The 16,713-nt window shown below is 72.3% G+C and carries 18 protein-coding genes and 3 pseudogenes; 14 read left to right on the top strand and 7 right to left on the bottom strand.

The annotated features are described in order from the left end of the window. The 6 genes and pseudogenes from ABGB05_RS25740 to ABGB05_RS25765 all read left to right on the top strand — a co-directional run. Positions 1-97, top strand: a pseudogene (locus ABGB05_RS25740) (IS982 family transposase); the annotation flags it as partial. 155 nt (positions 98-252) lie between these two features. Next, positions 253-543 (top strand): hypothetical protein, encoded by a 291-nt coding sequence (locus ABGB05_RS25745; protein ID WP_347656208.1) that lies wholly within the window; start codon positions 253-255, stop codon positions 541-543. Then, positions 443-736 (top strand): hypothetical protein, encoded by a 294-nt coding sequence (locus tag ABGB05_RS25750; protein ID WP_347656330.1) that lies wholly within the window; start codon positions 443-445, stop codon positions 734-736. The genes ABGB05_RS25745 and ABGB05_RS25750 overlap by 101 nt, the downstream gene beginning before the upstream one ends. A 62-nt stretch (positions 737-798) precedes the next feature. Next, positions 799-900, top strand: a pseudogene (locus tag ABGB05_RS25755) (sigma factor); the annotation flags it as partial. Between the two features lie 193 nt (positions 901-1,093). Next, positions 1,094-1,642, top strand: a complete 549-nt coding sequence (locus ABGB05_RS25760; protein ID WP_347656321.1) for a sigma factor-like helix-turn-helix DNA-binding protein — start codon at positions 1,094-1,096, stop codon at positions 1,640-1,642. A gap of 624 nt (positions 1,643-2,266) precedes the next feature. Then, entirely contained in the window at positions 2,267-2,752 is a 486-nt protein-coding gene (locus ABGB05_RS25765; RefSeq protein ID WP_347656209.1) for a DUF1062 domain-containing protein, read from the top strand. 146 nt (positions 2,753-2,898) lie between these two features. On the opposite strand, the gene ABGB05_RS25770 is transcribed toward ABGB05_RS25765, so the two are convergent. Then, positions 2,899-4,197: an MFS transporter gene (locus tag ABGB05_RS25770; RefSeq protein WP_347656211.1), complete on the bottom strand. Its 1,299-nt coding sequence runs from the start codon at positions 4,195-4,197 to the stop codon at positions 2,899-2,901. Between the two features lie 129 nt (positions 4,198-4,326). On the opposite strand from ABGB05_RS25770, the gene ABGB05_RS25775 reads away from it, so the two are divergent. From ABGB05_RS25775 to ABGB05_RS25785, 3 genes are all read left to right on the top strand, one after another. Then, the gene (locus tag ABGB05_RS25775) at positions 4,327-5,289 is read left to right on the top strand and encodes a LysR family transcriptional regulator (RefSeq protein ID WP_347656212.1); all 963 of its coding nucleotides are present in this window, start codon (positions 4,327-4,329) and stop codon (positions 5,287-5,289) included. A gap of 173 nt (positions 5,290-5,462) precedes the next feature. After that, on the top strand, positions 5,463-5,867 hold the full coding sequence (locus ABGB05_RS25780) for a YciI family protein (RefSeq protein ID WP_347656213.1): 405 nt from the start codon (positions 5,463-5,465) through the stop codon (positions 5,865-5,867). Beyond that, on the top strand, positions 5,864-7,009 hold the full coding sequence (locus ABGB05_RS25785) for a DUF6596 domain-containing protein (protein ID WP_347656215.1): 1,146 nt from the start codon (positions 5,864-5,866) through the stop codon (positions 7,007-7,009). Before ABGB05_RS25780 ends, ABGB05_RS25785 begins: the two co-directional genes overlap by 4 nt. A gap of 168 nt (positions 7,010-7,177) precedes the next feature. On the opposite strand, the gene ABGB05_RS25790 is transcribed toward ABGB05_RS25785, so the two are convergent. Continuing rightward, positions 7,178-7,723, bottom strand: a complete 546-nt coding sequence (locus ABGB05_RS25790) for a winged helix-turn-helix domain-containing protein (RefSeq protein WP_347656216.1) — start codon at positions 7,721-7,723, stop codon at positions 7,178-7,180. Between the two features lie 113 nt (positions 7,724-7,836). On the opposite strand from ABGB05_RS25790, the gene ABGB05_RS25795 reads away from it, so the two are divergent. Further along, complete coding sequence (locus ABGB05_RS25795) at positions 7,837-8,514, top strand: hypothetical protein (RefSeq protein WP_347656218.1); 678 nt, start codon at positions 7,837-7,839, stop codon at positions 8,512-8,514. Positions 8,515-8,611: 97 nt separating this feature from the next. Here ABGB05_RS25795 and ABGB05_RS25800 read toward each other — a convergent pair whose 3' ends face one another. Next, entirely contained in the window at positions 8,612-9,373 is a 762-nt protein-coding gene (locus ABGB05_RS25800) for an SDR family NAD(P)-dependent oxidoreductase (RefSeq protein WP_347656220.1), read from the bottom strand. A 158-nt stretch (positions 9,374-9,531) separates the two neighbouring features. Here ABGB05_RS25800 and ABGB05_RS25805 point away from each other — a divergent pair. Beyond that, positions 9,532-9,627, top strand: a pseudogene (locus tag ABGB05_RS25805) (helix-turn-helix domain-containing protein); the annotation flags it as partial. A gap of 450 nt (positions 9,628-10,077) precedes the next feature. Here ABGB05_RS25805 and ABGB05_RS25810 read toward each other — a convergent pair. After that, the gene (locus tag ABGB05_RS25810) at positions 10,078-10,386 is read right to left on the bottom strand and encodes a hypothetical protein (protein WP_347656221.1); all 309 of its coding nucleotides are present in this window, start codon (positions 10,384-10,386) and stop codon (positions 10,078-10,080) included. A 156-nt stretch (positions 10,387-10,542) separates the two neighbouring features. Here ABGB05_RS25810 and ABGB05_RS25815 point away from each other — a divergent pair, with 156 nt between their 5' ends. The 3 genes from ABGB05_RS25815 (at position 10,543) to ABGB05_RS25825 (ending at position 13,437) form a co-directional block, all read left to right on the top strand. Then, on the top strand, positions 10,543-11,643 hold the full coding sequence (locus ABGB05_RS25815; protein ID WP_347656223.1) for an aldo/keto reductase: 1,101 nt from the start codon (positions 10,543-10,545) through the stop codon (positions 11,641-11,643). 85 nt (positions 11,644-11,728) lie between these two features. Then, positions 11,729-12,883, top strand: coding sequence for a hypothetical protein (locus ABGB05_RS25820; protein WP_347656225.1), 1,155 nt, complete (start codon positions 11,729-11,731; stop codon positions 12,881-12,883). 212 nt (positions 12,884-13,095) lie between these two features. Further along, positions 13,096-13,437: an RNA polymerase-binding protein RbpA gene (locus tag ABGB05_RS25825; RefSeq protein ID WP_347656226.1), complete on the top strand. Its 342-nt coding sequence runs from the start codon at positions 13,096-13,098 to the stop codon at positions 13,435-13,437. 89 nt (positions 13,438-13,526) lie between these two features. Here ABGB05_RS25825 and ABGB05_RS25830 read toward each other — a convergent pair whose 3' ends face one another. The 3 genes from ABGB05_RS25830 to lnt form a co-directional block, all read right to left on the bottom strand. Beyond that, positions 13,527-14,051, bottom strand: a complete 525-nt coding sequence (locus ABGB05_RS25830; protein ID WP_347656228.1) for an FxsA family protein — start codon at positions 14,049-14,051, stop codon at positions 13,527-13,529. A 63-nt stretch (positions 14,052-14,114) separates the two neighbouring features. After that, positions 14,115-14,897 (bottom strand): polyprenol monophosphomannose synthase, encoded by a 783-nt coding sequence (locus ABGB05_RS25835; RefSeq protein ID WP_347656229.1) that lies wholly within the window; start codon positions 14,895-14,897, stop codon positions 14,115-14,117. Beyond that, positions 14,894-16,471 carry an apolipoprotein N-acyltransferase gene (gene lnt / locus ABGB05_RS25840; protein WP_347656323.1) on the bottom strand — a complete coding sequence of 526 codons (1,578 nt, stop codon included), beginning with the start codon at positions 16,469-16,471 and terminating at the stop codon, positions 14,894-14,896. Before lnt ends, ABGB05_RS25835 begins: the two co-directional genes overlap by 4 nt. Positions 16,472-16,713: the final 242 nt, after the last annotated feature.

The following is a 16,713-nucleotide window of genomic DNA, read 5'->3' on the forward strand; positions in this document are numbered from 1 at the left end:
CGTCGGTCAGCGCCTCCTCGCTCTGGCCGCTGTGATCTGGCACAACACCAACATCGGCGCACCCAACCCACGATCACTCATCGCGTACGACCATTGACCAGCAAAGATTTAGGACTCAATCATCTAGCGCGAGCAGCAGGCGCCGCTGGAGGACGGCGCGGTCGATGCGCTCGTACGCGGCGACGAGGAGAACTCGTCGGTGAAGCCGGTTTGGCGGGTGGGGAGAGCATTGCGGCCGACGCGGTTCTGTGGATGAGCGGCACGCGGACATCGCCGCTGGCGGCCGCTGCCGGGCTGACCGTCGACGGGTACGGACGCATCGTCACCGACGCCGCGCTGCGGTCGGTGTCCCACCGCGAGGTGTACGCGATCGGCGACGCGGCCGCGATCCGCCAGGGCTACGGCGTCATGCGGCACCTGCCAGGGCGGTATGCCGACCGGGGTGCACGCCGCGCTGTCGATCGACCGGGTACTCAGGGGCAGGCAGCCCAAGCCGTTCCGCTTCGGCTACTACCACACGCCGGTGAGCCTGGGACGCGGTGACGCCGTGGTGCAGTTCACCCGGCCCGATGACAGCCCGCGCCGGGTCTGCCTGACCGGCCGCATCGCCGTCCGGTACAAGGAGACGGTGACCGCCTCGCCCTGGCCGACCTACGGCCGCATGAAGAAGATGCCCGCCTCGGGCGCGTTCTGGCCCCGCGGGAGCCGCTTCACCCGGCTCCCGGGGGCCAAGTGACCGACCTGTCCCCCCACCCCGAGCAGCAGGTCTTCCACGAGCACCGGCGGCTGCTGTTCTCCGTGGCCTACCGTCTCCTCGGCAGCGCTGCCGACGCCGAGGACGCGGTCCAGGACGCCTGGATCAAGTGGTCCGCCTCCGACCGCTCGCAGGTGGCCGCCCCCAAGGCGTACCTGACGCGCATCGTCTCGAACCTGGCTCTGGAACGGTTGCGCTCCACCCGGCACAGGCGGGAGACCTATGTGGGGCCGTGGCTGCCGGAACCCATCCTCACCGGAGGGGATGCCTCCGAGGTCGTCACGGACGCCGAGTCGGTGTCGATGGCCGCTGGAGACGCTCAGCCCCCTGGAGCGCGCGGTGTTTGTCCTGAAGGAGGTCTTCGACTTCAGCCACGCCGAGATCGCCGAAGCTGTGGAGCGTTCCGAAGCCGCGGTGCGGCAGGCCGCGCACCGCGGCCGCGAGCACGTGCGGGCTCGGCGGCCGCGCTTCGCCGCCGACCGGTCGCGGCAGCGCGTGGCCACCGAGCGGTTCTTCGCCGCTGCGACCGGCGGTGATGTCAACGCCCTGCTGGAACTGCTCGCCCCGGACGTCACCCTGTGGACCGACGGCGGCGGCAAGGTCCGCCAGGCCCTGCACCCGGTGGTGGGCGCGGCCACGGTGGCCGCCTGGTTCGCGGCCATCGGCACCGTCACCTACCAGGGCGTCGAGCCCGCCGATATGAAAGCCGAACTCGTCGAGCTCAACGGTGGGCCGGGCATCGTGTTCAGCGGACCGGCAGGCGTGATCGCCACCGTCACCTTCGACTTCGACGCCGACGGTCGTATCACCGCCGCCCACAACGTGGCCAACCCGGACAAGCTCCAGGCCGTCGCCAACGGTACCGCTTACCACCTCGGAGGGCGGTGAGCGTCGTCACCGCATGCTGTCGCCGGGCGCGAGGAGGCTGGTGAGCTCGGCGACAGCCCCGGGAGACGACGTGGAAGTAACGAGGGACGTCCCCCGGTTTCTTGTGTCGGGACTTCGCCAGTACGTGCGACCGTTGATACGCGGACCTGCCGAAACGGCGGCGTTCGGACCCAGAGGATGCGGCCGGTGGGGTGGGAGGCACTCGGGCGGTGGGGTGACGACGTCGCCCGCCTCGAGCCGCTTGCGGGCCGCCAAAGACGTGGAGCGTACACGTCGACGGGCACCTCGCCGTCGCCGAGGTCCGGGCGGTCTGAGGAAAACGTTTGAGCCTTCGTCCCGCTTCCCGTAGGTTGCCTGCGGCCCACCATGCTGAGGACAGAGGACATAACCCGCGTGACCCCGCCTGCTCTCTAGACCTGACTTTCACTCACCGGTAGCCGGCGCTCCGTCGGCTCTGCCGGGCTGCCCCCACGCGCCCGGTCATACCGCGTTCGAGGTCGCGCGAATCGACCTCGTGTCAGGTCTCGAGAGATCAGGTCCAGAAAAATCATGTCTTCACAACCTCATACCGTGCTGCCCTGGGTCGTTCGTCGGACCAGGTTGCCCCTGCTGTCCTTGCGTTGCGTGGACTGCCGGTCGGAGTCGGCCACCACCGGCCAGGGCAGGTTCCGGGTCAACGCCAACGGCAAACTGCTGGACGTGTGGCTGCTGGTCCGCTGCGTGTCCTGCGACCGGACGAGCAAACTCACCGTGCACGAGCGGACGCCGGTCACCTCCTTCGATCCGGCCGAACTGCACGGCTACAACGTCAACGACCCGAACCTGGTGGCGGCCAGGCTGTTGGATCCGCTGCTCGCCCGGCGCAACCGTTTCACCCTGGACTGGACGGGGGCCTGGCGACTGGACAGCCCGTCGGCGTGGCCCGACCAGGCGTGGCCGGTCCAGGTGCGGGTCGCCTTCGAGGATCCGGTACCGGTGCGCCCGGAACGGCTCATCGCGCAGGGGCTCGGCCTCAGCCGGAACGAGGTACTGCGCCGCACCAAGTGCGACATTCCGTTGCATCGACGGACGAGCACCGGATTCACCTTCACCGTGCTCGCCGGCGACTGACGCGGTGGGTAGCCGAGCGGTCCGCCCGGCTACCCACCACAGAGCGGCGTTTGCAGGTGTTGGTGAAGGCGGAGACATCGGGCGACCCGGTGCCTGCGGCGGTGGGGGCACGAGCAAGGCTGCGGTTGTCGCGTGGCTTTCGTCTGTCAGCTGTTGACGGCTTCCGTACCCGGCTTCGCTGAAGCCGCTGCCTGCGCTTGGGTCCGGACTGTCGCCAGCTCACCGTCTGGTACGACTCCGGGACCCGGACGGCGGGGTAGTAGCAGCGGGCTGGTGAGGATCAGCAGTCCCGCGACCGTGATGGCCGTACGCGGGCTGGTGGCGTTGGCGAGCAGCCCGCCGAGCGCGCTGAGGACGGCGATGGCGGCACTGCTGCTGATCGACCAGGCCGACAGGGTGCGGGCGACGCGGTCGTCGGGGGTGTGTTCCAACCGGTAGGTCGCGAGCACCGGGTTGTACAGGCTCATGCTGATGATGATCGCGAGCTCGACAGCGATCACCGTCGCGAGGCCGGCGACGCCGGGTTGGACGAAGGCGAGGCCGATCAGCCAGACGGCGCGCAGTGTGCCGACGGTACGGAGGATGCGGTGTTGGCCGTGGCGGGCCACGACACGAGGGGCCAGGCGTGAGCCGACGAGTCCGCCGACGCAGGGGGCGGCGAAGGCGAGGCCGTACTGCCAGGGCGGGAAGCCCAGCTCGCCGAGCAGAAGCACCGCCAACAGCGGCTCGGTGGCCATGATCAGTCCGCCGACGAGCAGCTGGTTGAGATAGAGCGCCCGCAGGCCGGGACGGGACAGGATGTTCCGCCAGCCGTCGCGCAGCTCGGCGGCCCGGACCCGGTGCCTGGCGGTGCGCCGCGGGTGTTCCTCGCGGCCGCGAATCGCCGCGATGCCCAGCGCGGAGAGCAGGTAACTGAGCGCGTCGGCCACGACGGTGGTCACCGGCCCGAACAGGCCGACCGCGGCCCCGCCCAGCGGCGGCCCGACCGCGATGGAACTCCAGGTCGTCGACTCGAACCGTGCGTTGGCCACGAGCAGGTCAGCTGGCCGGACGAGGGCCTTGAGGTAGGCGCCGCTGGCCGCACTAAAGGTGATCTTGGCGCTGGCGACCACGGCCGAGACGACCAGCAGCTGCACGAAGGTGAGCCGGCCGAGGGCGTACGCGATGGGGATCGTCATCATGACCGCGAACCGGGCCAGGTCCATCGCGATCATCACCGGCCGCTCGCGGTGGAACTCCACCCACGGCCCGAGCGGCAACGCGACCAGCGCGCCCACGGCCGGCCCCATCGCGGACAGTGCGGACACCTGGGCGGGGCTGGCGTCCACCACCAGCACGGCGATCAGCGGCAGGGCACCGAAGCCCAGTCCGGAGCCGTAGGCGCTGACCGCGTACGAGGCCCACAACCACCCGAACCGCCGACCCAGGGATCGTCTCGCCGCCAAGCCCCGCACCTCCCGTTGTGAACAACTCGTTGTTGACCGCGGTGATCAAAGCAAGGCATGGAATGACAGATCAAACAACCGAATCGGCGACGAGCCACAACCAATTGTTGTGGCCGTAGGATCTGCTCCGTGGATCTCGACGCCGTCCGTACCTTCGTGGCCGCCGCGGATGCCGGCCAGTTCCAGGAGGCCGCCGCCGTACTGTCGATCACGCAGCAGGCGGTGTCCAAGCGCATCGCCGCGCTGGAGAAAGGTCTCGAGGTGCGGCTGTTCACCCGCACGGCTCGCGGCGCCCAACTCACCGTCGACGGTCAGGCCTTCCTGCCCCACGCCCGAGAGCTGCTTCGGGTGGAGGCGCGCGCCGACGCCTCCGTGCGCCCCGGCCGGCGCGCGTTGCGCGTCGACGTCCACAGCCGACGCACCGCGCCGGCGGTGCTGCTGCAGGACTTCCACCGTGCGCATCCGCGGATCGAGCTGGACGTCATCACCCTCGACGCCGACGTCCACGCCGCGACCGCCGCCGTCGAGGCGGGCACGGTCGACGCCACCTTCCACGCCGTCACCGTCCCCGCGCACCTGCTGCCGGGCGCGATCAGAACCGCCCGGTTGATCGACGAGCGCCACGAGATCCTCGTCGGGCCACGTCACGCGCTCGCCGGCGCCCGCGCCGTCACGCCCGCACAACTCGCCGGACACCGCATCTGGATGCCCGGCATGGCCGCTGGTACCGAATGGGCCGCCTACTACGACGAGCTCGCCGCCGCGTTTGGCCTCACCATCGACCGGATCGGGCCGGTCTTCGGCAACGAGGCGCTGCTGGCCGAGATCGCCGACTCCGCGGAACTGGCGACGTTGGTCGGCGAACGTACGCGATATCTGTGGCCGGACAGCTGGGACCTGCGGCGTATACCGGTGCGCGACCCGGCACCGGTATACCCGATGTCACTGATCTGGCGCGACGACAATCCGCATCCCGCGCTGAGCCCACTGCGCGAGTACCTCGAGTCCAGGCGAGCGGAGGGATCCACCGCCGAGGTCTGGATACCGGCATCGGGACGGCGACCGGTTTCAGAGCCACAAGCAGGACGTTGACGAGGTTGGCATCTCCGGCCGCCATCATTCTGTTCGTGTGTCGGATCCTCACGAGTCATGACAACCAGCACGATCCGCGACGATGTGATGGCCGTCACGGGCGAGGCTGTCGAGAACGGGGACGCCGCTCCGTCCCCGGGGCACGAGACGGACCGACACCAAGGAGAACCACGATGAAGTACCTGCTGCTGAAGCACTACCGCGGCGCCCCGGCACCGGTCAACGACGTGCCGATGGACCGGTGGACGCCGGAAGAGGTCGACGCCCACATGCAGTACATGCGCGACTTCGCGGCCCGCCTGGAGGAGACGGGTGAATACGTCGACGGCCAGGCACTGGCACCCGAGGGCAGGTTCGTGCGGTACGACGGCGAGGGGCGCCCGCCGGTGACCGACGGGCCGTTCGCCGAGACCAAGGACCTCATCGCCGGTTGGATGGTCATCGACGTGGAGTCCTGGGACCGCGCGGTCGAGCTGGCCGGGGAGCTGTCCGCCGCCCCCGGCGCGGGCGGCGAGCCGATCCACGAGTGGCTCGAGGTGCGGCCGTTCCTCACCGAGTCGGCCACGATCACCGAGTGAACGAGCCGCTGCTGCGGGAGCTCGTACCCGCGGTGATCGGTGTCCTCGTCCGACGCGGAGCAGACTTCGCGTCGGCCGAGGATGCCGTACAGGAAGCCCTGATCCGGGCGCTGGAGACCTGGCGGGACGATCCACCACGCGATCCGAAGGCGTGGCTGGTCGCGGTGTCGTGGCGGAAGTTCCTCGACGCGGCCCGCGCTTCGGCGTCGCGGCGCGGGCGGGAGCTCGCGGTGGCGGTCGAGCCGCCTGCCGGTCCGGCGCCGGCCACGGACGACACGCTGCGCCTGTTCTTCCTGTGCGCACACCCGGCACTGCCACACGCGGCGGCCGTCGCGTTGACGCTGCGTGCGGTCGGTGGGCTGACCACCCGTCAGATCGCCGAGGCCTACCTGGTGCCCGAGGCGACGATGGCGCAGCGGATCAGCCGGGCCAAGCGGCGGATCGCGGGGCTGTCGCTTGACCAGCCGGGTGATCCCGGTACGGTGCTGCGCGTGTTGTACCTGGTCTTCAACGAGGGGTACGGCGGGGATGTCGACCTGGCGGCCGAGGCGATCCGCCTGACCCGCCAACTCGTCGCGCTGACCGACGAACCCGAGGTCGCGGGGCTGCTGGCGCTGATGCTGCTGCACCATGCCCGGCGGGCGTCACGCACCGGCCCGGGCGGCCGTCTGGTGCCGCTGGCCGACCAGGACCGCGGTCGGTGGGACACCCGGCTGATCGCCGAGGGTGTCGAGATTCTGCAGGCCGCGCTGGCCCGCGACCGCCTGGGCGAATACCAGGCGCAGGCGGCGATCGCCGCCCTGCACGCGGACGCCCGCGACGCCGCCGAAACCGACTGGGTGCAGATCGTCGAGTGGTACGACGAACTGCTGCGTCTCACCGGCAGCCCGGTGGTACGGCTCAACCGGGCGGTGGCCGTCGGCGAGGCCGACGGACCACAGGTCGGCCTGGCGGCGCTGGCCGAGGTGAGCCCGGAACTGCCCCGGTACGCCGCGGTGACCGCGTACCTGCAGGAACGCGCCGGCGACCTCGAACGGGCCGCCGACGGGTATGCCGAGGCCGCCCGCGCCGCCACCAGCGTCCTGGAGCGCGACCACCTGACCCGGGAGGCCGCGCGGGTGCGGCAACTGCTGCGGCCGTGAGGCCAGGGACGCCCGACGGGTGTCTCGCTTCGGTCTGACGGACGATCTCGTCGACGTGTGTGCGCGGTGCGGTCCGCATCCGCGTCGGCCGTCCGACACGCGGTGGGCGGATTGTCGCAGCGGCCGACCGCCACCGAACGCCCTGGGTGGAACCCCGACCTGGGCGGGTCAGCCGAGGTCGGCAAGTCTCAGCAGGTCGTGCAGTGCGGCCCCGCCGGCGGGCGTGAGCCGGACCGCCCGGCCGGATCCGATCCGCGTGAGCCTGCCGTTGCCGAAGAAGGCCCCGGCCAGCTTCGCCCCGGCCACCCCGGCCGAGGTGATCGCGAAACCGCCGGTCTGGTTGAGCAGCCCCGCCCCGGTCATCGCGTCGGTGACCGCGACGCCGAGCCGTCCGGCGAGATGGTCGTAGCAGGTGCGGCCGCGCCGCAGGGCCGCGCTGGCGGTGACCGCCCGCAGTCCCCGCGCCAGGGTCGGGCGGGGGTCGGTCCGGGCAGCCAGATCTTCGATCAGCTGCGCGACCGACGAGCCGGCGAGCTGCACGTACCGGTGGCGGCCCTGGCGGCGTTCGACAAGGAGACCCCCGTCGACGAGGCGGTGCAGGTGTGCGGTCGCGGTGGACGGCGCGACCTCCGCCCGGGCGGCGAGTTCGCTGGCGGTCCAGGCGCGGCCGTCGAGCAGCGCGAGGCACAGCGCCGCCCGTGTCTCGTCGGCCAACAGCGCCGCGAGTGACCGGAGGCGGACGCCAGATCGGAGGTACGGGTCACGTCTCCATTATCGGCCGCGTCGGTTCGGTCGATACCGAACGATCGCGGCTCTAGCTTCGCCGCATGCAGCAGATAGTCGACCGCGATGACGCTTTTGCCGTTCTGCACGATCCTGGTTTTGTGGTCCCGCCGGTTCGACCCGGATCTGCGGGGGTCGCCTGGCTTCGCGCCACGGTCGGCCGGTTCAGCACCGGATCGGCGTACGCGCGTCGACGTGCGCTGTCGGTCGCGATCCTGGACGCGATCCCACCGGACTCCCTGCGCGGTGACGGAACCGGGCATCCGGTGGCGACCCTGGCCCGCGCCATGGGCGTCGACGCGCCGGTTGTCGGCCTGGTACAGGATGTCGCGCAGGCGTACCAGCCGGACACCGGCGACGACGCGCGCGCCGATGCTGCCGTCGACCGCCTGGTCGCGGTCCTCGGCGGCGGCTACGACGAGTGGACCGCGGCCCGGATCGGGGTGCTCGTGCAGGCGTGCGACGCGACCGCGGTGCTCGTCGAACGGGCCCGGCACCGACCGGTGGCGGACGTGCTGCGCGATCAGCCGCCGGTTCCGGCGACCAGACGGCAGGCGGTGGTCCGGACCACGATCGGCCACCTCACCATCGAGGCCGGTGAGGTGGTACGGGTGATTCTGGCCGGCGATCTGGCGTTCGGCGCCGGACCACGCCGCTGTCCCGGCCGGGCGCACGCCCTCGCTTTCGTTGACGCGAACCGTGCCGACGGACGGTGCGGCTGAGCGGTCCCCGCTGGCGGCGAACGCCCGGCCGCCGTCGCCCGGCCGCCGTCGCCCGGCCGCCGTCGCCCGGCCACACCGGGGAACGAGGACGGAGGTGTCAGCTTTTGCGGCCGGGGAGCATGGCCAACGCCTGGGAGCGCTGCGCGACAAGGTCGTCGTAGGTGCCGTCGCGTTCGGCCCAGCGGTGGGTGAGGACGCGCTGGACGAGGATTTCACGCGGGGTGGGATTTGCCGAGAGTAGTCGCATGGCCTCGGTGGCGAAGTCGTCGAGCGGCAGCGCGTGCGGGTTCACCTCCTCCTGGCCCGCGGTGGCGACGGCCGGCGGGACGAGCTCGACGACATCGACACCGGTGCCGTCGAGTTGCGCGCGCAGTGCCTCGGAGTAGGCGTGCACCGCGGCCTTCGAGGCGGCGTAGCTGGGCATGGGCGGGAACGGCAGGAAGGCGATGCCGGAGGTGACGGTGATGAAGGTGCCGGCGCCCCGGCGAACCAGGTGCGGGGTGAAGGCGTCGATGACGCGGATGGTGCCGACCAGGTTGGTGTCGATCGTCGCCTGTGCCGCCTCGAAGTGCGTGGGGTCACGCAGGTCCTCGAGGAGCATGACGCCCGACATGGTCACCACCGTGTCCAGCCCGGGGTAGCGGGCGAGCACGGCGTCCCGGCCAGACGCGACCGAGGCGCTGTCGGTGACGTCGATGCGGAACGTGCCGAATCCTTCCCCGGCGAGTTCCGAGAGTGCCTGCGGGCTGCGGCCGCCCACGGCCACGGTGCTGCCCGCCGCGGCGAACCGCCGGGCCAGTTCTCGTCCGACACCCGAGGTCCCGCCGACGATGAGAACGGTGCGGTTGGAGAGATCCATGAGACTTTCCCTTCGATCCACTGCGCCGACGACGCTCGGACCGCGACGCAAACAACGGTCTTTCCGTCCGTTTTCCAGGCCGGTGCCACCAAGTCTCGACGGTAGTCGCCGGGCCTGGCAGAGCCCCCGTTTTCCCTGGTCCTGGCAGGGCCCCCGTTGACGAGGTCGCCCTCCTCGCCGGGATCAGTCCCGACTACTACCTGCGCCTGGAACGGGGCCGTGACAAGAACCCCTCGCCGCAGGTCCTCGAAGCCACCCTCCGCACCACCATCGGCGACGACACCGACGATCCTCGGTTCGTCGAGCTCGTCGGGGAACTCGCTCTGGCCAGTCAGCGGTTCCGCGCCCTGTGGGCCCGCCACGACGTCCGCAGTCTCGATGGAGGCACGACCACCGTCTATCATCCCGTCGTCGGTGAACTACGCCTCCACCGGGACAAACTTCCATCGACGACGTCATCCTCGTCGTCTACTACCCGGACAGGGACAGTGACAGTGACGAGAAGTTGCGGCTCCTCGCCGCGCTCTCCCACACCGGGTCCGCCAACACAACGCACGACAGACCCGGCCCGGAGTGATCGTGGTACCGCCGACCACAGTCGACGATCGATTGTCCCCGACCCCGACTGTGGCGCGCCGACACCGGCTCCGCGTCCCGGCCGCCGTCGACCGGGGGCGGCCACCAGCCGCCCCGGGCGGACCGCTCTACAGGTCGTGTACCTCGATGACCCGGGTGGTGGGGGCGGCGGCACCGATCCGTTCGCGGTGGGCGAGGCGCTCCGGGTCGGCCAGGAAGGACTCGTAGCCGGCCCGTGAGCCGAACCGGATCACGTGCACCTCGGTCGCCGAATCCGTGCCGCGCATCCGCCGTTCGACCGATCCGCCGTGCCGGCCGAGCAGGGCCAGCACGGCGTCCTCGTACCGCCGGCCGACCTCGGTGTGGCCGGGTGCCATCTCGACGACGGCGACGAGCAGCACTTCCCCGGACGGATCGGCGCGGCTCGGTGTCGTCACCCGGCGATCGTACGGCATCGAGACGGGGTGGCCTGTGGGCGGAAGCCAGACCCGTATTTTGGACTTGTCGGTCCAATTTTCGCGGGGCAGGCTGTCACCGGCGGTCCGACCGGGCCCGCCACATCCACCCCACACACGATCTGGGAGACCAGGAAAATGGACTACTACCTGCTCGGCCGCTCCGGGCTACGGGTCAGCCGACTGGCGCTGGGCACGATGAACTTCGGCACCAGCGGCTTTCACGCCGCCTACGGCCGGACCGAGGGGGAGGTCGAACCGATCCTGCGTCGCTACCTCGACGCCGGCGGCAACTTCGTCGACACGGCCGACTTCTACACCGCCGGGGAGAGCGAGACCATCCTCGGCCGGTTGCTCACGGCCGCCGGGGTACGCGACCGGGTGGTCCTGACCAGCAAGTTCACCAACACCGTCGACCCGACCGACCCGAACGCCGGCGGCAACGGCCGCAAACACATGATCCGCGCGGTGGAGGCCTCGCTGCGCCGCCTCAACACCGACCACCTCGACCTGTACCTGCTGCACACCTGGGACCGGATCACCCCGGTGGAGGAGGTCGTGCGTACCTTCGACGACCTGGTCCGCGCCGGCAAGATCCGCCACGCCGGTCTGTCCGACGTGCCCGCCTGGTACGCGGCCCGCGCCCAGAGCCTCGCCGAAGCGCACGCGATGACCCCGATGGTCACCGTGCAACTGCCGTACTCCCTGGTCAACCGGGCCATCGAGCCGGAGTTCGCGCCGATGGCGCAGGCCCTCGGCATGGGCCTGACCGGCTGGAGCCCGCTCGGCGGCGGTCTGCTCAGCGGCAAGTACCGACGCACCGGCGACGGGCTCACCGGCACCGGACGCCTCGGCAACCCCGACAACCCCGGCCCGGCCGTCACCGCCCACGACTGGCAGGTCATCGAGACGTTGGAGAGCGTCGCCGCCGATCTGGGCCGGAGCATGGCCCAGGTGGCGATCAACTGGGCGGTCCACCAGCCCGGTGTCGCGTCCGTGGTCATCGGCGCCAGCAGCGCCGACCAACTGGACGCCAACCTGGCCGCGCTCGACTTCGACCTCCCGGCCGACGCCCGCCGACGCCTCGACGAGGTCAGCGCCCCGCAACTGCCGGCGCCGTACTCGATGTTCACCCCGCAGTACCAGTCCTGGATCGTCAGCCCCGGACTCGGCATCGGCGACAAGCCGGCCGGCTACGCCCCACCGGTGTTCCACGCGGCGACCCGGCCGGCCGACTGAGCCCGGACGCGGGCGGACCGGGTGGCGCCGCCCGGTCCGCGTCCCGGCCGTCGGTACGAGGGCCGGCCACTAGACTTCCCCGGCGATGGACCCGCAGACCCCCGCCCCGGACCAGACCACCGAAACCCGACCGTGCGCCCACTGTGGACGACCGGTGCCGCAGCGGGCCGCCGCCGGCCGACCGTTCCGCTACTGCCGGGACAACGACGGCGCCTGCCAGCGGGCCTCCCGTAACCAGCGGATGCGGCAACGCGGCGCCCCCGGCCTCGCCGGCCAGGTCGCCCGGGCCTGGGAACTCGTCGACCGACTCGACCAGATGACCACCACCCTCGGCGAGGCGCTGCACGCCGAACTGTCCCCGGCCGGGGTGGAACGCCAACTCGCCGAGGTCCGGGCCGAGGCCGCCACCCAGATCGCCGCCGCACACACCGAACGGGACGAGGCGCGCCGCGAGGCCGAGACCGCGGCGCAGACCCTGCACCAGGCACAGCAGGCGGCGGCCGCCGCGGTCTCCGACCGGGCCGCCGCGCGGGAGGAGTCACACCGGGCCGCCGAACTCGCCGACCAGGCCCGCGCCGAGGCCGCTGCCGCGCTCGCCGCCCGCGACACCGCCCAGCAGGCGGAGAGCGCGGCGCTCGCCCTGCGTACCCAGGCAGAGCGGGACCGGGACGCGGCCCGCCGGGAACTGGCGGCGCTGCGCACCGCCGCCGACGCCGACCGGCGGCGGCTGGCCGACCTGACCCGGGAGCGGGACACCGCGCGGGCCGCCGCCGAACACGCCGAACAGGTCGCCGCCGAGGCCCGCCGCGACGCCGACACCGCCCGCGGCGCGGCCACCGACGCGGTCGCCGCCGCCGACCGGTACCGGGCCGAGGCCGCCGAGGCCCGTACCGCCGCCGAGACCGCCACCCGGGACGCCGGCCGGGCCCGGACCGAGGCGCGGCAGGCGCAGACGGCGGCCGCCCAGGCCCGGTCGGAGATCCGGGCCGCCCAGACGGACCGGGACCGTGCCGTCGCCGACCTCCGCGACGTCCGGGACGCCGTGGCCGCCGCCGAGGCCCGGCTGGCGGACCTGACCGTACGACTCGCCGCCGCCGAGGCCGAACGGGACGCGGCCCGGGGCAGCGCCACCCAGCTCACCACCCAGGTCAGCGACCTGGCGGCGGCGCTGGCCAGCCTCAGCACCCGGGCCGCCGCCGGTGCGGCGCCGGCGACCCCGGGACCCACGCCGGCCGGCTGACCTGCCCGGCCGGGGCCCGTCACGTGACGAACCGGACGCGACGGGCACATTTCGCCCCCGGCCAGGGTGACCGCGGTCACTGCGCCGTTGATCCGGCTACGCTTCGAACGTTCGACGACACGTAGGTTTCTGACACCGGGTGGGAATCGCCCACCCGGCACATGTCGTTACAACGATAAGAACCAGCATCACGACCGAGGGGAAAGCCGATCATGGGCGAGCGCATGCTGCGCGGGAGCCGTCTGGGAGCAGTGAGCTACGAGTCCGACCGCAACACCGAGCTTGCCCCGCGACAGACCCGAGAGTACCTCTGCGCCAAGGGCCACCAGTTCGAGGTGCCGTTCGCCGTCGACGCCGAGGTCCCGATGACCTGGGAATGCAAGTTCGACGGCAGCGTCGCCCGGCTCGTCGACGGCAGCGAGCCCGAGCAGAAGAAGGCCAAGCCGCCGCGTACCCACTGGGACATGCTGCTCGAGCGCCGGTCGATCGCCGAACTGGAGAGCATCCTCAACGAGCGACTCGAAGAGGTCCGGACCCGCCGCGGCCGGGCCTGACCCGCGCGACACACCCCCGCACCGCCCCCACCGGCAGCCCGCCGCTGGGGGCGGTGCCACGTTCCGGGCCGCCGCGCCGGGCCCGGAACTCAGTGGCCGCGCGGCTCCACGATCTCGCCCTCGATCGCCGGCCCCGCCGACGGCGGAGGACGGCCCGGCGGCGGCTCCGTCGGCGCCGCCCCGGCACCGTCGCGCCGCACCCGCACCCGCCGCGGCCCGAACAGATCCCCGGCGACCGCCGCCGACACCCGACGCTCCGCCGCCCGCTGCACCCCCCGACGGGCCAGCCGCCGCACCGGCGGCAGCACCAGCAGCAGCCCCGCCACCCCGGTGACCAGACCCGGCACCGCCAGCAGAATCCCGGCCAGCAGACCGACCAGACCGTCGGTGACCTGCTCCCCGGGCGGCTGACCGCCCTGCACCGCGGACCGGAAACCCCGCCAGGCCCGCATCCCCTCCCGGCGCAGCAGCACCAGCCCCGCCGCCGAGGCAGCCACCAGCAGCAGGACCGTCCACCCGAAACCGATCCCCTGGCCGACCAGCAGAAACACCGCGATCTCCACGACCACGGTCAGCAGCAGTGCCAGCGGCACGACCCTCAGCCCTCGGCGCATGTCACCCCATCCGGATGTCGGAACCACACGTGTCCCGTCGGTCCAGCATGACACGCCACCCCGTCACGGCCAGCGCGCCCGCTGGTCGCGTCCACCCGTCCGACCCGACACCGGCCGCCGGTCGAACACCGACCAGAGCGTCACCCGCCACAACGCCTCACCAATGATCACCGGGCTCATCTTGCTCGCCCCCCGCTCCCGCTCGGCGAACGTGATCGGCACCTCGACCGTCCGCAGCCCCGCCCGATGCGCCCGCCAGGAGAGTTCCACCTGGAACGAGTACCCCTGCGAGGCGACCGAGTCGAGATCCAGCCGGGCCAACGCCGGCACCCGGTACACCCGAAACCCGCCGGTCGCGTCCGACAACGGCATCCCCAACGCCACCCGGGTGTACAGGTTCCCGCCCCGGGACAGCAGCTGCCGCCGCCGCGGCCAGTTCACCACCCGCCCACCGGCCGTCCACCTCGAACCGATCACCACGTCGGCGTCCCGGGCCGCCTCCAGCAGCCGGGGCAACTCCTCCGGGGCGTGCGAACCGTCCGCGTCCATCTCGACGACCGCGTCGTAGCCACGGTCCGCCGCCCAGCCGAACCCGGCCACGTACGCCGCCCCCAGGCCCCCCTTGCCGGCCCGGTGCAGGACATGGACCCGTCCGTCCGCCCGCGCCAACCCGTCGGCGATCGCACCGGTGCCGTCCGGACTGTCGTCGTCGACGACCAGGACCTCCACCGCCGGCACCGCCCGCCGGATCCGGTCGACGATCACCGTGACGTTGTCGGCCTCGTTGTACGTCGGCACCACCACCAGGACCCGGCCCACCCCGGGCACACCGTCCGTCTCATTCACCGCTCCTCCGCATCCGCCGGGTCGCCGGCCGTCGCCGCACCCGCCACGGGAACCGGACGACGACGGACCACCACCGCCGCGGCGAGGAACGCCACCGCCACCGCCACCAGCACCACCTCGGGCCAAACACCGACCCGGGTCGCGACCGTCCGGGCATCCCCGAGGCGCATCTGCCGGGTCACCACCGCACTCGTGTTGAACCCGGTCGCCCCGGATACCCGCCCATCCGCCCCGACGAACCCGGACACCCCGACCGTCGACGCCATCAACGCCTCCCGGCCGTGTTCCACCGCCCGCAGCCGGACCATCGCCAGCTGCTGCTCCGCCTCGGCGGCGTTGAACGTCGCGTTGTTCGTCTGCACCACCAGCACCCGCGCCCCACCGGTCACCGTGTCCCGGACCAGGCCGTCGTAGGCGACCTCGAAACAGATCACATCCCCCAACGGCACCCCGCCGACCCGCAGCACCCCGGGCTGCTCCCCGGCCACGAAATCGTTACGGACCCGGTCGACCTCCTTGCTCACCATCCGGGCGACCGACCGCAGCGGGATGTACTCGGCGAACGGCACCGGATGCCGCTTGATGTACATCTGCGACGTGTCCAGGCCGGTACCCGGCAGCCACACCAGCCCCGCGTTACGCACCTGCCCCTCGCCCGGGCCTAGCAGCACCGCACCGACCAGGATCGGCGCCCCGACCGCGTCGGCGGCCGCCGAGATCCGGGCCGCCGCGTCCGGCGCCCGGGTCGGGTCGATGTCGCTGGAGTTCTCCGGCCACACCACCAGGTCCGGCCGCCGCTCCTGACCCGCCGCCACCCGCCCGGCCAACGCCACCGTGGCGTTCACGTGGTTGTCCAGCACCGCCCGCCGCTGCGCGTTGAAGTCCAACCCCATCCGCGGCACGTTGCCCTGGATGATCGCGACCGTCGCCGTGTCGGCCCCGGCCCCGACCCCGACCGGCAGCAGCAGACCCGCCACCACGACCACCAGCGCCCCGGCGACCAGCCCGGCCGCCCGCAGCCGGCCCGCGCCGCCCCGCCCCCGCCACGGCCGCCACACCGCCGCGACCAGCAGCCCACCCGCCACCGCGACCCCGAACGTGACAAGCGGAGCCCCGCCGACCGCGGCCAGCCGCAGCAGCGGCGAATCCCCCTGACTGAACGCGAGCCGCCCCCACGGGAAACCCCCGAACGGGGTACGGTCCCGCAACGCCTCCTGCGCCACCCACAGCACCCCGGTGACCAGCGGCCACACCCACCGGAACCGGTCAACCAGCACACTCGTGACCGCGATCCCCGCCCCGAGCAGCCCCAGATACGCCGCCTGCAACCCGGACAACAGCAGCCACGGCAGGTTACCGGTGTACAGGTTCGTCCAACTCAGCATCGGCACGAACAGGACCAGCCCGGCGACCGCCCCCAACCCGAACCCGGCCCGGACCCGCCGACGGTGGACGGCCACGGCCAGCAGCGCCACCCCGACCGGCGCCGTCCACCACAGCCCGTACGGCGGGAACGCCAGCAGCAGCGCCAACCCGGCCAGCGCCGCCGCCACCAACGCCACCGGCAACGGCAACGGACGTCCGGCCCGCTCCGGCCGACCCCGCCCACCCGGCCCGACCGGCCCACCCGGCGGCGGCCCCTCACCGTCACCGGCGACCGTCGCCCCGGCCGTGTCCACCACAGTCACGTACGCCTCACCGTCTGATCGGCCCGCCGCCGACAACCGGCGACAGGTGCGGATCCACCCGCGGAAGGCTACCGGGCCGGCAAGCAAAATCGGGGCGCGGCCGACAGCCGCGCCCCGATGCTCCCAGG

This window comes from Plantactinospora sp. B5E13 (assembly GCF_039871775.1).
Classification (GTDB): Bacteria; Actinomycetota; Actinomycetes; order Mycobacteriales; family Micromonosporaceae; genus Plantactinospora.